Source organism: Streptomyces alfalfae, from assembly GCF_004127445.1.
Taxonomy (GTDB): domain Bacteria; phylum Actinomycetota; class Actinomycetes; order Streptomycetales; family Streptomycetaceae; genus Streptomyces; species Streptomyces alfalfae.
Genome location: NZ_QEXM01000051.1, coordinates 272,934 through 285,447, shown reverse-complemented (window position 1 = coordinate 285,447; position 12,514 = coordinate 272,934). Strand labels below are relative to the sequence as shown.

The following is a 12,514-nucleotide window of genomic DNA, read 5'->3' as shown; positions in this document are numbered from 1 at the left end:
CCGGCGTCAGCCGTTCCACGCCGGGTGCCGTGGGTCGTCCGCCCGTACCACCACGTCTGCCGCGGCGGCGGGGTCCGTCTCCGTCTCGTACCGCTCGAAGGCCGGCAGCGTCCAGCGTTCCGCTTCCGGAGTGCGCCGCCGCAAGGCGCCCGGCGAGAGGCGTACGTGGACCGTCAGATCGAAGGGGAACCAGTGACCGAGCAGCAGTGGGCCGTGCAGCAGAAGCACACCGCCCGGCGGCAGCCGGGCATACGGGCTGCGCGTCGCGCGGTCGGTCGCCGGGTCCCAGAGGTCGGGCAGCACCCGGCCCGTCCCGCCCGGTTCGAGCGGCCCGAAGACCTCGCGCCACAGCGCGCCGGTGTCGAACCAGCCGCTGCGGTAGGAGTCGACGTCCTCGTGGCCGTACTCGAAGCGCAGCGAGGCCGGCCGCAGGAAACCCTCCGTGGCGACGACGAGGGCGGTCCTGCCGCGCAAGCGCAGCGCGTCGCCCACCCGCCGCGCGAGTTCACCGGTCCCGGCCGCGGGCGCCCCGTCCACGGCGACGCGCGGCCACGGGCCGCCGTCGGCGGGCTTCAGGTCGAGCAGGCGGTCGGCGAGGGTGTCGGCGAGCCGCTCCCAGGTGATCGGTTCGAGGCGCACGGGCCCATGATGCCGCCCGGCGTGCGGGCGCGGCGGCGCGGGCGGGTGCGGGGTTCGGGGAAGGAGAGGGGTATGGCGAGCCCTCCTGCCGGCCTCGTGGCCTTCCAGCCCCTGACCCGACGGTACTGCGCGGAGTGCCGCTCAGGGCCGCTGCCGCTGCTCACCCTCGAAGGCGGCGAGCCGCGCTGCCTGGACTGCGCCGACCTCGGGCACCTCGTCTATCTGCCGCGCGGCGACACGGCGCTCACGCGGCGGGCCCGCGAGGACAGCGGCCTCTCCGCGGTGGTCGTCCGCTTCCACCGCCGCCGTGCCCGTTACGAACGGCAGGGCGCCCTCGTCGAGGAGGCCGCGCTCGCCCGCGCCGAGGAGCGCTGCCTCGCCGACGCGGAGGCGAGGGCCCGCCGCCGGGCGAGGGACGCGGTGCGGCGGGCCGCGGAGGACGTGCGGTTCACCGCGGCCTTCGCGGAGGAGATTCGGCGGCTCTTCCCCGGCTGTCCGGAGGACCGGGTCCGGACGATGGCCGCCCACGCGTCGTTGCGGGGCAGCGGCAGGGTGGGGCGCAGCGCGGCGGGACGGGCGCTCTCGCAGGCGGCGGTGACGGCGGCGGTCATCGCGGCGGTACGGCACACGGCCACGCCGTACGACCGGCTGCTGATGAGCGGCGTCCCGCGCGGCGAGGCCCGCCGCCGCATCGCCCCCGCGGTGGAGGCGACGCTACGGACCTGGCGGACCGCCCCTACCGATCCCCCGACCTGACGCCCGCCTCCCGGCAGGACCCCGCGCACCCGCCTAGCCGATGCCCCGCCCGGCCCGAGACCCCGCCGAGCCCGGCGCCCCCTGGTTCGAGGCCCCGCCCAACCCGAAACCCGCCGAGCCCGACGCCCCCCTGGCCCGAGGCACCGCCCAGCCCGAAACACGCCCAGCCAAGCCTGAGAGCCCGCCCAGCCCGAGACCCCACCGAACCCGAGTCCGAGGCGGCCTGCCCGGCCCAAGACACCCCGCCGAGCCCAAGACGCCCCGCCGAGCCCATGGCGCCCCGGCCAGAAGACGGACGCGTATGCCCCCGCGAGGGTCACGTATGGCTGAAGCGGGCGTCGCGCAATTGACTTGTCGTGACGCGGGCCGCCGTGGAGGATCACTCGGCCCGCCCCTTCTTTCGTAACGGCCCTCATGACTTTGGGAGTTGCCATGATCGACGGACCGTACTTCGTCCTCGCCGTGCTCGGGGCGCTGGCCTGCGGTCTCGCCTCCGGAGCCTTCGCCGCGTTCTCGACCTTCGTGATGAGGGGCCTGGCGGCGCTGCCCCCGGCCCAGGGCATCGCCGCGATGAACGCGATCAACGTCACCGCCGTCGGCCCGTGGTTCATGGCCGTGTTCCTCGGGGCCGCGGGCCTGTGCCTGGTGCTCGCCGTGGTGACGTTCGTGCTCTGGCCCGACGAGGGCACCGCCGGGCTGCTCATAGGCTGCGCGCTGTATCTCGTCGGCTGTTTCGGGGTGACCGTCGCGGCGAACGTCCCGCGCAACGACGCCCTGGCCAAGGTCGACCCGCAGAGCGAGGAGGGCGCCGCGTACTGGCGTACGTACGTCCGTGAGTGGACCCTGTGGAACCACGTCCGCACCGTGGCCTCACTGGCCGCGACGGCGTCCATCATCCTGGCCCTGACCTGAGCCCCGCCCCGCCCGTACCGGGGGCGAGGGCGCACGGCTCACGGCTTGCGGGCCACCGCCCCGTAACCCGGGACCGGCCCGTCCGCCGGGTCCGTCACCCGCTCGCCGAGCTCCGGCTTCCACTGGTCGATGATCGCGACGCCGGGGTCCACCAGCTCGTACCCCTCGAAGAAGCGCGCCACTTCCGCGCGTGAGCGCAGGGCGAGCGTCATGCCGCGCGACTTGTACAGGTCACCGGCCTGTTCGGCGGTCTTCGGGGTGAAGTCGCCCGTGCCGTGCGACAGCATGAGGTGGCTGCCCGAGGGCAGGACGCCCATCATGCGGTCCACGAGTTCGTACGCGCCGTCCTCGTCCGAGATGAAGTGCAGCAGCGCGACGAGCGACAGGGCGACGGGCTTGTCGAAGTCCAGGATGCGGGAGGCCTCCTCGAGGATCCTCTCCGGCTCGCGGAAGTCCGCCTGGAGGTACTCGGTGACGCCCTGGGGCGTCGAGCGCAGCAGGGCCTCGGCGTGGGCGAGGACGATCGGGTCGTTGTCGCAGTAGACGACGCGCGCCTCGGGGGCGATCCCCTGGGCGATCTGGTGGAGGTTCGGTTCGGTCGGTATGCCGGTGCCGATGTCGAGGAACTGCCGCACCCCTTCGCCCGCGAGCCAGCGCGTGGCGCGCTGCATGAACGCGCGGTTGTTGCGCGCCATGGTCAGCACGCGCCCGTCCATGGCGACGAGCTGGCGGCCCATCTCCTCGTCCACCGGGTAGTTGTCCTTGCCGCCGAGGAACCAGTCGTACATCCGCGCGGGGTGCGGCTTGCTGGTGTCGATGTACGACGCGTCGGTCACGGCAGCTCCACGGGGCGAAAGGGGGGCGGGGACAGAGGATGCGGGGTCGCCCGGCCGCGGCGACGCGACAGGTGACGCGGTCGGCGGGACGGGATCAGAAAAGCAGAAAGTGCGGGGTCAGGAGAGCAGAAAGTCGGCATCGCCCGCCTTGGCGCCCTGGATGAACGCGTTGATCTCACCGTGCGTGTAGATGAGCGCGGGACCGTCCGGGTCGGCGGACTGGCGCACCGCGACCCTGCCGTCGTCCAGTTTCATGGCTTCGAGGCAGTTGCCGCCGTTGCCGCCGCTCCACGGCTTGTGCCAGCCGTCGCTGCCGAGGTCGCGTGCGGGCATGCCGTTGTAGATGCGGGACTCGCCGCGGTTCTCGGTGCGCGAGTCGTCGCGGGCTCCGGGTGAACGCGGACCGGCGGGACGCGTTCCGGCTCGATGTCGGTCCATGTGTCACAGCTCCTTGCGGACGTCCCGCAGGAAGTCCTTCGTGCGTTGTGCAGTGGCGGCCTGCGCCGCCATGCGGTCCATGACCTCCAGGTGAGTGGCCACCTCGGTGCGCGCGTCCAGGTAGACGGCGCCGGTCAGGTACTCGCTGTAGACCATGTCCGGCAGCTCCGCCATGGCGAAGCGGAAGAGCACGAACGGGCCGTACGTTCCGGGGTGCGGGCCCGCCGAGAACGGCGCGACCTGCAGCGTGACATGGGGCATGTCGGTGGCTTCGAGCAGCCGGTCGAGCTGGCGGCGCATCACCTCGGGCTCGCCCACAGGCCTGCGCAGCGCGGTCTCGTCCATGACCACCCAGAGCCGGGGCGCGTCCTCGCGGGTCAGCAGCGACTGGCGCTCCATGCGCAGCGCCACGTACCGCTCGATGTCGGCGGGCCGGGTCTGCCCTATGGCCCCGGACCGCATCACGCCGCGGGCGTACTCCTCGGTCTGGAGCAGGCCGGGCACGAAGTGCGGCTCGTAGGACCTGATGAGACTGGCCGCGCCCTCCAGGCTGACGTACATGCTGAACCAGCCCGGCAGGATGTCGTGGAACCGCTGCCACCAGCCGGGCTTGTTGGCCTCCTCGGCGAGCGTCACGAAGGCCTCGGCCTCTTCGTCGGGGACGCCGTAGGCCTTGAGGAGCAGCTGGAGGTAGGGGATCTTCAGCGCGACCTCGGCCGTCTCCATGCGGCGGACGGTGGCGGGGGCGACGCGCAGGATCTTCGCGGCCTCCTCGCGCTTCAGCCCCGCGCCCTCGCGCAGGTCTTGCAGGCGACGACCGAGAACGACCTGTCCGACGGTCGGCGCGGACCGCGGTTCGCTCACGTCTTCTACCTCCACCTGACTCCGCGCTGTGCCGACGCACACCGCACCGCGAGCTGTTGGGAGCAGTGTGCCATGCGCGCTCTCGGGGGAACACGCCACTGTGCACTTTTCAGAGTGGGTCTTGCCAAGGTGTTCTGGACGGGGCGATAGTGGATGGCGTGACTCCGCCCGCGCCGTTAGTGACCGAAGCCGCCCAAGGCCGTCTTGGCGTTCTCGCCGAGGCCCGGCCCGAGGGCGCCGCCGAGGTCTGCGTCAGTTTCGTGCTCGCCCCGCATCCGGGCTCCGTCGCGCAGGCCAGACGGCTGATGCGCGCGCAGTTCGGCGTCTGGGCCGTACGGGACGAGGACGCCTGCGACGCGGCGGCTCTCATCCTCTCCGAACTGGTCACCAATGCCGTGGTGCACACCGCGAGCCGGCGGATCATCTGCGAGCTGTGCGCGGAGTCGGAGAAACTGCGAATAACCGTGCGTGACGAAGGGTGCGGTTCAGGCATCCCGCGCCCGGCGCATCGGGGGATGGACGAGGAGCACGGGAGGGGATTGCTTCTCGTCGATGCGGTGAGCAGTGCGTGGGGCGTCCACGACGCGGGGCCCGGAAGCGGGCGGACGGTGTGGGCGGAGTTGCGACGAGTGGCGGAAGCGACGGCGCGGACGTAGGCCGGTCGCGAGGCGCCGACGAAGACCGACGTCGGCGGTGAGCACGAGAACGGGTGAGTCGAGCGTGGCAGTGACGCGGGCGGGAGGCGTGTGAGCGCGGGTACGGTGCGACCGTTGAACCTGGGCACGCTGGTCGGGCTTACCCGGCAGAGACAGCGCGCCGGAGCCCTGATGCCGGCGCACCTCCGGCTTGACCTGCCGGAGGGCATGACCCAGCCGCTCGGCTGCGACGCCGTGGCGGTGCCCGCACGGTTCGGCCCCCGGCTGATGGACCGTCTGCCACGCGTGGGATGCGTGTACGAGGACGGGCCGCGCTGGTGGTGGATCGTGCCGGCGGACTCCGACGTCGCCATGGAGTGGCCCGCGCCGGTCGCCTACTCGGCGGGTGCGGTGGTCAGGGACGCGGGATGCCGCCGTCCCGTGCTGATCAACCGCCCGGAGGGCGACGTCCCCTACACCCCGCCGATCCCTCTGTATCTGGCGCTGTGCGGCGAGACGGGCACGACCCCCGGGTGGTCACGGGCCTGCCTGTAGGGACGCCGCACCCGGCGCGAGGACAGGCCCGTCCGTGGTCGGCGTCATGCCGCCACGGCGGCCTCCGGCTCGCTGACGACCACCAGGAAGGCGTCCGACGCCAGGTCCATCACGACCTCCGCGCGCTGCCCTTCCTCCCGGCGGGCCCGCGCGAACTCCTCCGCGGGCCACGACCCGCGCGGTCCGCCTGCCGGGAACCGCTCCAACACCGTACGTCCGTTCACCATGGTTCCTGTCCCCCGTGCCGTTCCGTCGTGCGGACCGAAGGTCTCGGTGCCGCTTCTCGTACCGGGTAGAACGCGCGGGACACCCCGTAGGGCTCGCGATGTGACCGAACCGCAACGGAGTCGGGCCATGTTCCAGGGTTCTCCCGAGGCCGGCGGAAGCCCCGGGGCTCCGTGGGATCAGTCCTCGTACTCGTCGTGGTACCGCACCCGCGCGCTGCCCGCCGGCGCACCGAACACCGATGCCCGGCCGCGTGGCCGCTCCCACTCCTCCTGCCGGCCGAGCGCCGTGAGGTCGAGGAGGCTGCTGGTGGAGGCGATGCCGTCGAGCCCGCGGGCGAACGTGGCGTACGTGTGGAAGACGCGCTCACCGTCCCGCAGGAAGCAGTTGATCGCGGGCACGTCGTGGGGCTCCTCGTCGGAGGAGGCCTTGAAGTCGTGGTTGAAGTCGCCCCCGTCGGTCGAGAACCACGGCACCGTCCAGCCCATGCGGGCCTTGAAGGCGAGCAGTCTGGTGAACGGCGCGCGGGAGACGGCGACGAAGTTGGTGGAGCGGGCCCGCAGATGCGAGAGGTTCCCGATCTGGTCGAGGAAGGCCGAGCAGCTCCGGCAGCCCGCCTCCCACTCGGGCGCGAACATGAAGTGGTAGACGATGAGCTGGTCACGGCCGTCGAACAGGTCGAGCAGCGTGGCCTTTCCGTCGGAGCCGTCGAAGTAGTACTCCTTGTCGACCTCCACCATCGGCAGCCCGCGCCGCTCGGCGTTGAGCGCGTCTCGCGCGCGGGTGGCCGCCTTCTCCTTGGCCAGTAACTCCTCACGCGCGACGAGCCACTCCTCACGCGTGACGATGTCCGGAAGTCCCATGATGCGTCTCCTCCACCCTTCGGGCGCGTACCTCAGCGAAGGGTGGACCGGCCGCGCCGGCGGAACTCATCGCTCACGCCCGAAGAAGTTCCGGAAGAGTTCGGGAAGAGGTCCCGGAGGAGTTCCGGGAAGCCTCAGAAAGTGACCGGGAGTTCCCTGAGCCCCCTGGTCCGCATGGACGGACGCCAGCGGAGTTCGCCGCGTGGCACGCCGAGCGCGAGGCGCGGGAAGCGTTCGAGGAGGGCGGCGAGCGCGGTCTCGGTCTCCAGGCGGGCCAGGGGCGCGCCGAGGCAGTAGTGGATGCCGTGGCCGAGCGCGACGTGGCCGGTGGCGTCGCGGGCGGGGTCGAAGCGGTCGGGATCGGGGAAGCGCGCGGGGTCGCGGTTGGCGGCGGCGAGGCAGAGCAGCACGGTCTCGCCCGCGGGCACGGTGACGCCGGCGATCGTGACGTCCTGGAGCGGGAAGCGGCGGATGGCGAGCGGCGCGGGCCCGTCGTAGCGGTGGAACTCCTCCACGGCGGCCGGCAGCCGCGCGGGGTCGGCCCGCAGCGCGGCGAGGTGTTCGGGATGGTCGAGGAGGGCGAGCACGGCGTTGCCGATGAGCTGGACGGTGTTCTCGTACCCGGCGAAGAGGATCAGGAAGGCGAGGGACATCAGTTCGTCCTCGCTGAGCCGGTCGCCCGCGTCGCGCACCGCGATCAGGTCGGACAGGATGTCGTCGGCGGGCTCGCGCCGTTTGTCCGCGAGGAGGCCGGTGAAGAAGCCGAGCAGCGAGCCGACGGCCCGTTCGGTCTTCTCCGGGTGCGCGGGGTCGGGTGTGATCAGTGTGTCGGTCCACTCCCGGAAGTCGCGGCGGCCGTCGTCCGGGATCCCGAGGAGGTCGCAGATGACGGTGATCGGCAGCGGGGCGGCGTACGCGGTGATCAGGTCGGCGCGGCCGAGCGGTTCGACGGCGTCGAGCAGGGCGTCGGCGGTGCGCCGGACGGGGGCGCGGAGCCGCTCGACGCGGCGCCGGGTGAACGCCTTGCCGACCAGGCCGCGGATGCGGGTGTGGTCCGGCGGGTCCATGTTGAGGAGGTTGGCCTCCAGCGCGGGCGGCAGCGCGAAGCCGCGGTAACTCCCGGGCGTGGCATGGCTCTTGTCGAGCGAGAGCAGTGGGTCCGCGAGGGCCTCGCGCACGTCGTCATAACGGGTGACCAGCCAGGCGGGGTTCCCGTCGGTTCCCGCGATCCGGTGCACGGGCGCGGTCTCCCGCAACCGGGCGTACACCCCGTACGGGTCGTCGAGGAGGCCGTCGGCGGGGTCCTGGTGGTCGGGCTCGTGCCGCGTGGTGATCGCCATGGTCCCACCCTAGGCAGAGCCCCGACCCGACCCCTCACCCCTCGTACTCCTGGATGCGCTTCCCATGGCTCCGGTCGACGAGTGCGGGCAGCAGGGCGTTCAACTCGCGGACGACGCCCGGCACATCGACGGTGAGCGGTTCCCGGTCGCGCATCAGCACGCGGCCGTCGACGATCGTGTCGCGCACGTCGAAGGAGCGGGCGCTGTGCACGAGGGTGGCGGCGAGATCGTGGACGGGCTGGGTGTGCGGACCGGACAGATCTACGAGGATGATGTCGGCCCGCAGCCCCTCGGCGAGGCTCCCCACCTCCCGCCCGAGGCCGACAGCGCACGCGCTCTGCAGTGTGGCGTGGTCGAGGGCCTGGCGGGCGGTGAGCCAGGTGGGGTCGCGCTCCGTGTGCTTCTGCGTGAGGGCGGTGAGCGTCATGGACTCCCACACGTCGAGGGTGTTGTTGGACGCGGCGCCGTCCGTGGCCAGGCCGACCGGGATCCCGGCCTCGCGCAGGGCCCGTACGGGGGTCGTGTCCCAGCCGAACTTCAGGTAGCCGCGGGGCGCGGACGCCACGGCGACGCGTCCGCGGGCGCGGCGCAGCACGGGCAGGTCGCGGGCGGTGTCGAGGCCGGTGGCGTGCGCGATGAGGAGGTCCACGCCCTCGTCGAGGAGCCCGGCCCGCGCCAGCACCTCGACCGGGGTGTGGCCGTGCCGGGCCAGGCTGTTGTCGGTCTGCTCGCGGTTCTCGGCGGCGTGGATGTGGACCGGCAGGCCGTGTTGCCGGGCGAGGTCCGCGGTGGCCGCGAGGTCGGCGTCGTCGACGGTGTAGGGGGCGTGCGGGGCGAGGCAGGTGGTGACGCGTCCGCCGGCCGTGCCGCGCCGCCGCAGCGCGAAGTCGAGGGAGGCGGCCCTGCCCTCGGGCCCCTGCGAGGTGAAGTAGGCCTGGCCGAGGAGGGCGCGCAGGCCGCACTCCGCCGTGACGTCGGCCACCGTGTCCATGGCGAAGTAGTGGTCGGCGAAGGTGGTGACGCCGCCGCGGATCATCTCGGCGCAGGCGAGCCGGGCCCCCAGCTCGATCACGCGTGCGGTCAGATTGCTCTCGACGGGCCAGATCCAGTCGTTGAACCAGGCGTGGGCCGGCAGGTCCTCGGCGAGGCCGCGCAGGGCCACCATCGGCGTGTGCGTATGGCAGTTGATGAGCCCGGGGAGGGCGGCGCAGCCGCGCCCGTCGATGTGTTCGACGGCGACGGGGCGGGCCGCGGTCTCGCTCCCGGACCCGGTCTCGCCCCCGGTCTCGCTCCCTGTTGCCTCCGACGAGAGGGAGGCGATGCGTCCGTCGCGTACGGCGATGACGGCGTCGTCGACGAAGACGATCTCCCCTCGTGGGCCGTGGGTCAGGGCCGTGCAACCGGTGATGAGGAGGTCGGCGGGAGGCGGCGTCATCTCTCCACGGTAGTGCGAGCGGGGCATCCGGGGCCCGGCGACGGCGGCGGGGTCGGGCCCCGCCGCCGTCGTCCTCAGCCGCGCGGGAGGACGGTCGAGAGAACGCCCGGCAGCGGATACCAGTCGGCCGACACGACACTGGCGTGCCGCCGTGCGAGCAGCGCGACCCGTTCGGCGGCCTGGGCCTCGGTCGGCCGGGTGCCGTCGATGGCGGGCGCGACGTTGTGCGCGTCGGTCATGACGACCAGATAGCGGCGGTCGGCGTACCACTGGGTGTCGATGGCGCCGCCCGCGTACGTCGACGCGTCCCCGTCGAAGAGCACGAACCACGGCCGGATCGACGCGTCCGCGTACCGTCCGCGCGGGTCGCCCGCCTCGGCCCCGAGCACGGCGGGGAAGGCGGCGGCCTCACCGAGGCGGCCGGCCGCGGCGAGGTCGCGCAGGTGGGTGGCGTACTCGCGGTCGGTCCACAGGGTGTCCACGGGGTTGCCCTGCTCGACGGTGCCGGGTATCAGCTCGACGATGAACTTCCCCGCCAGGTCGGCGCGGTCCGGCCAGCCCTCGGCGCGCACGGCGTCGTCCAGGGTGGCGTGTCCGGCGGCCAGCCGGCCCGGCCGGTAGACGGCGTCACCGAGCGCGTTCGTGAGCAGGGCGTCGAGGTCGGCGGGCCCGCGCCCGCGCGTGCCGAGGAACCCGTCCTTCAGCTCCACCTTGAGGACGACGGGCCGGTGGCCCGGGTGGGCGTCGTGCCAGCTGCGGATGTCCCGCAGGCATCCGGCCAGGCTCTGGTTGCGGGACTTGGTGCGCAGCTCGGCCGCGCTCCGCGCGTTCTCGCAGTTGTTGTCGTTGCCCAGCGGATTGCTGTGGGAGACGCGCCAGCCGCTGCCGAACGCGTTGGTCCACACGTCCAGCTCCAGCATGGCGGCGCCGGAGTCGAGGGCGTCGGCGAAGTAGGGGTACTTCGCCTTCTCGTACGCGTTGTGCACGCCGACGCCGGTCGTGGCGGAGTAGGCGGCCGCGGCGGCACGGGCGGCCTCCCCCCGCGGTGCGGGGCCGTCGGCGGCCGAAGCCACGCCCCCGCTCCACGCTCCCCATGCCAGCACGGCCCCCGCCACCAGCCCCACGGCTCCCCTGCGCGCCATTCCGTACACCGTCCTCTCACGTACCGCTGCGGCCAACTCAGCGGAAACGTAGGGGAGTCGGGTGACGCAGGGAAGACGGCGTGGTGGACGTGGCATAGCCGACGGCGGGGTGCGACCGTGCCGGACGAGACGGGCGTGACACGATGACCCTGCGGGAGATCCGGTCGACGGCTCCCTTTCGGGTGACGCAGTGCGAGCGGGACGTTTCGGGCGAGGCATGAGGGCCGTGGGGACGACGGATACGGCGCCGATACCTGCCCCTGGGGCGAGCGGTGAACGGGCGCGCGGCGAACGGACGGCCGGTGAGCGGGCGCGTGGCGGGCAGGCTCGTGGCGAGCCGGCGGACGCCGGGTGGCCCGATCTTCCCGGGGACACGGTCCTGACGATCCGTGTCCCGGAGGCGGATCACCTGGTGCGGGCCGGTTTCCCGGCGCACATCACGGTTCTCTACCCGTTCCTCGGGGAGTCACGGTTCGACGACTCGGCGGCGGGGACCGACGGCTCGGGAGCAGGGGCCGACGGCTCGGCGACGGGGACCGACGGCTCGGCGACGGGGACCGACGGCTCCCGGCCGGAATCCGGTGGCTCCCGGTCAAAGCTTGGCGGCCCGGGAGCGGGGTCCGTCCACGCCGAGTTGGTGGGGCTCTTCGCGGCGCATGCCCCGTTCACGCTCACGTTCACGCGGTTCCGCCGCTATCCGGGGGTCCTCTACCTCCCCCCGGCCCCCGAAGCCCCCCTCCGCGCGCTCACCGAGGCCCTCACCGCCCGCTGGCCCGAGGCCGTCCCCTACCGCGGGATCTTCGACCCGCCCCTGGCCCCCCATCTGACCCTCGCGAACCACGAGGGCCCGGACACCTACGAGGCGGCCTACGACGCCCTGGAGTGCGAACTCGCCCCGCACCTCCCGCTGGTCAGCCGCGTGTCTTCGGTCGACCTCCTCGTGACGGACGGTCCCGGCAAGGGATGGCGGGAGTTCAGGTCGTACCGGCTCGGCGGCGCGGGGGAAGATCCGGCCTGACGCCCTTCCGAGGCCGCGACGTGCCGCCGCGCGGTGGCTACCCGCTGCTCACCGCGGCGTCGATCAGCCTCTCCGTCTCGGTGATCGCCGCGGCGAGTGCGTCGGGGTCCGCCTCCAGCGAGGACAGGACCCCGTCCACGCCGCGCAGCCCGGCCCGCTCAAGGAGCCGCTTCTCATTGGTCACCCACTCCCCGCGTGCCGCGAGCACCCCCTGCCCGGCCTGTGCCGCGGCCGTTGCGACGGCGCCCGCGACCTCGGTGAGGCGGGCGCGCGGGGCGTGGTTGGCGCGGGCGTACCCGAGGGTCGTGCGGGCCCGTTCCAGCCAGACGCGGGGGGCGGTGCGGCGGAGCGCCTCGGGGTAGGCGGGGCGGGGCAGTTCGCCCCGCAGCACGTCGTTGACGGCGAGCTCCGCCAGCACCAGGTAGCTGGGGATGCCGGCGAGGTGGAACATCAGCGGCTCCCACCGGAAGCGGCCCTGCTCCGCTTCGGCGAGCTCATGCTCCACCACGTCCAGATCGCGGTAGTGCACGTCGACGCGGCGTCCCTCCACGGTCAGCCACGCGCCGCCGTTGAAGACGCCGCCACCCCAGTCGCCGATGCCGTGGACCTCCCCTTCCCAGCCGATGCCGCGCAGGTCGGCGGGGTCGAACGCGGGCCCGCGGTAGTACACGGCGAAGTCCCAGTCGCTGTCCGGCGTGTGCGTGCCCTGGGCGCGTGAGCCGCCGAGGGTGACGGCGAGGACGCCGGGCAGGGCGGCGAGCCGGTCGGCGACCCGGTCGAGGAAGGCCGCGTCCTGGTCGGAACCGTCCGTCGCGCCCACCGCGCACTCCCCCCTCTGCCGTCGGCTCCCGCCGCC

The 12,514-nt window shown here is 73.2% G+C and carries 15 protein-coding genes; 5 read left to right on the top strand and 10 right to left on the bottom strand.

Annotation, left to right across the window (positions count from 1 at the left end; all coding sequences use genetic code 11):
* Nucleotides 1-6: 6 nt before the first annotated feature.
* Nucleotides 7-639, bottom strand: a complete 633-nt coding sequence (locus DCW30_RS33280; RefSeq protein WP_076686810.1) for a nucleoside/nucleotide kinase family protein — start codon at nucleotides 637-639, stop codon at nucleotides 7-9.
* A 72-nt stretch (nucleotides 640-711) separates the two neighbouring features.
* Here DCW30_RS33280 and DCW30_RS33275 point away from each other — a divergent pair, with 72 nt between their 5' ends.
* Both DCW30_RS33275 and DCW30_RS33270 read left to right on the top strand, forming a co-directional pair.
* Nucleotides 712-1,395 (top strand): DUF2293 domain-containing protein, encoded by a 684-nt coding sequence (locus DCW30_RS33275; protein WP_076686809.1) that lies wholly within the window; start codon nucleotides 712-714, stop codon nucleotides 1,393-1,395.
* 432 nt (nucleotides 1,396-1,827) lie between these two features.
* Nucleotides 1,828-2,307: an anthrone oxygenase family protein gene (locus DCW30_RS33270; protein WP_076686808.1), complete on the top strand. Its 480-nt coding sequence runs from the start codon at nucleotides 1,828-1,830 to the stop codon at nucleotides 2,305-2,307.
* Nucleotides 2,308-2,345: 38 nt separating this feature from the next.
* Here DCW30_RS33270 and DCW30_RS33265 read toward each other — a convergent pair whose 3' ends face one another.
* The 3 genes from DCW30_RS33265 to DCW30_RS33255 all read right to left on the bottom strand — a co-directional run bounded on the left by DCW30_RS33265 (nucleotide 2,346) and on the right by DCW30_RS33255 (nucleotide 4,445).
* Nucleotides 2,346-3,143, bottom strand: a complete 798-nt coding sequence (locus tag DCW30_RS33265) for an SAM-dependent methyltransferase (protein ID WP_076686807.1) — start codon at nucleotides 3,141-3,143, stop codon at nucleotides 2,346-2,348.
* A gap of 117 nt (nucleotides 3,144-3,260) precedes the next feature.
* A complete protein-coding gene (locus tag DCW30_RS33260) occupies nucleotides 3,261-3,581 on the bottom strand; it encodes a DUF397 domain-containing protein (RefSeq protein WP_079107404.1) in 321 nt (106 codons plus the stop codon).
* A gap of 3 nt (nucleotides 3,582-3,584) precedes the next feature.
* Complete coding sequence (locus DCW30_RS33255; RefSeq protein WP_062776783.1) at nucleotides 3,585-4,445, bottom strand: helix-turn-helix domain-containing protein; 861 nt, start codon at nucleotides 4,443-4,445, stop codon at nucleotides 3,585-3,587.
* A gap of 158 nt (nucleotides 4,446-4,603) precedes the next feature.
* On the opposite strand from DCW30_RS33255, the gene DCW30_RS33250 reads away from it, so the two are divergent.
* The gene (locus DCW30_RS33250; protein ID WP_234381572.1) at nucleotides 4,604-5,101 is read left to right on the top strand and encodes an ATP-binding protein; all 498 of its coding nucleotides are present in this window, start codon (nucleotides 4,604-4,606) and stop codon (nucleotides 5,099-5,101) included.
* Nucleotides 5,102-5,272: 171 nt separating this feature from the next.
* On the top strand, nucleotides 5,273-5,635 hold the full coding sequence (locus tag DCW30_RS33245; RefSeq protein WP_062776779.1) for a hypothetical protein: 363 nt from the start codon (nucleotides 5,273-5,275) through the stop codon (nucleotides 5,633-5,635).
* Nucleotides 5,636-5,679: 44 nt separating this feature from the next.
* On the opposite strand, the gene DCW30_RS33240 is transcribed toward DCW30_RS33245, so the two are convergent.
* The 5 genes from DCW30_RS33240 to DCW30_RS33220 form a co-directional block, all read right to left on the bottom strand.
* Nucleotides 5,680-5,862: a hypothetical protein gene (locus DCW30_RS33240; RefSeq protein ID WP_198502339.1), complete on the bottom strand. Its 183-nt coding sequence runs from the start codon at nucleotides 5,860-5,862 to the stop codon at nucleotides 5,680-5,682.
* 177 nt (nucleotides 5,863-6,039) lie between these two features.
* Nucleotides 6,040-6,723 carry a DUF899 domain-containing protein gene (locus DCW30_RS33235; RefSeq protein WP_062776777.1) on the bottom strand — a complete coding sequence of 228 codons (684 nt, stop codon included), beginning with the start codon at nucleotides 6,721-6,723 and terminating at the stop codon, nucleotides 6,040-6,042.
* Between the two features lie 134 nt (nucleotides 6,724-6,857).
* Nucleotides 6,858-8,063, bottom strand: coding sequence for a cytochrome P450 family protein (locus DCW30_RS33230; RefSeq protein WP_076686805.1), 1,206 nt, complete (start codon nucleotides 8,061-8,063; stop codon nucleotides 6,858-6,860).
* Between the two features lie 34 nt (nucleotides 8,064-8,097).
* A complete protein-coding gene (locus tag DCW30_RS33225; protein WP_076686804.1) occupies nucleotides 8,098-9,498 on the bottom strand; it encodes an amidohydrolase in 1,401 nt (466 codons plus the stop codon).
* Nucleotides 9,499-9,572: 74 nt separating this feature from the next.
* Nucleotides 9,573-10,640, bottom strand: a complete 1,068-nt coding sequence (locus DCW30_RS33220) for a phosphatidylinositol-specific phospholipase C domain-containing protein (protein ID WP_079250173.1) — start codon at nucleotides 10,638-10,640, stop codon at nucleotides 9,573-9,575.
* A gap of 412 nt (nucleotides 10,641-11,052) precedes the next feature.
* Here DCW30_RS33220 and DCW30_RS33215 point away from each other — a divergent pair, with 412 nt between their 5' ends.
* Nucleotides 11,053-11,658 carry a 2'-5' RNA ligase family protein gene (locus DCW30_RS33215; RefSeq protein ID WP_076686802.1) on the top strand — a complete coding sequence of 202 codons (606 nt, stop codon included), beginning with the start codon at nucleotides 11,053-11,055 and terminating at the stop codon, nucleotides 11,656-11,658.
* A gap of 37 nt (nucleotides 11,659-11,695) precedes the next feature.
* Here the strand turns inward: DCW30_RS33215 and DCW30_RS33210 are convergent, their stop codons facing one another.
* Nucleotides 11,696-12,478, bottom strand: coding sequence for a nucleotidyltransferase domain-containing protein (locus DCW30_RS33210; protein WP_076686801.1), 783 nt, complete (start codon nucleotides 12,476-12,478; stop codon nucleotides 11,696-11,698).
* Nucleotides 12,479-12,514 lie beyond the last annotated feature (36 nt).

What these genes read in the sequence shown, in the direction of transcription:
- DCW30_RS33275 (WP_076686809.1), top strand. Translation starts at nt 712, where the DNA reads ATGGCGAGCCCTCCTGCCGGCCTCGTGGCCTTCCAGCCCCTGACCCGA.
- DCW30_RS33270 (WP_076686808.1), top strand. Translation starts at nt 1,828, where the DNA reads ATGATCGACGGACCGTACTTCGTCCTCGCCGTGCTCGGGGCGCTGGCC.
- DCW30_RS33260 (WP_079107404.1), bottom strand. Translation starts at nt 3,581, where the DNA reads ATGGACCGACATCGAGCCGGAACGCGTCCCGCCGGTCCGCGTTCACCC.
- DCW30_RS33245 (WP_062776779.1), top strand. Translation starts at nt 5,273, where the DNA reads ATGCCGGCGCACCTCCGGCTTGACCTGCCGGAGGGCATGACCCAGCCG.
- DCW30_RS33240 (WP_198502339.1), bottom strand. Translation starts at nt 5,862, where the DNA reads ATGGTGAACGGACGTACGGTGTTGGAGCGGTTCCCGGCAGGCGGACCG.
- DCW30_RS33235 (WP_062776777.1), bottom strand. Translation starts at nt 6,723, where the DNA reads ATGGGACTTCCGGACATCGTCACGCGTGAGGAGTGGCTCGTCGCGCGT.
- DCW30_RS33230 (WP_076686805.1), bottom strand. Translation starts at nt 8,063, where the DNA reads ATGGCGATCACCACGCGGCACGAGCCCGACCACCAGGACCCCGCCGAC.
- DCW30_RS33225 (WP_076686804.1), bottom strand. Translation starts at nt 9,498, where the DNA reads ATGACGCCGCCTCCCGCCGACCTCCTCATCACCGGTTGCACGGCCCTG.
- DCW30_RS33220 (WP_079250173.1), bottom strand. Translation starts at nt 10,640, where the DNA reads ATGGCGCGCAGGGGAGCCGTGGGGCTGGTGGCGGGGGCCGTGCTGGCA.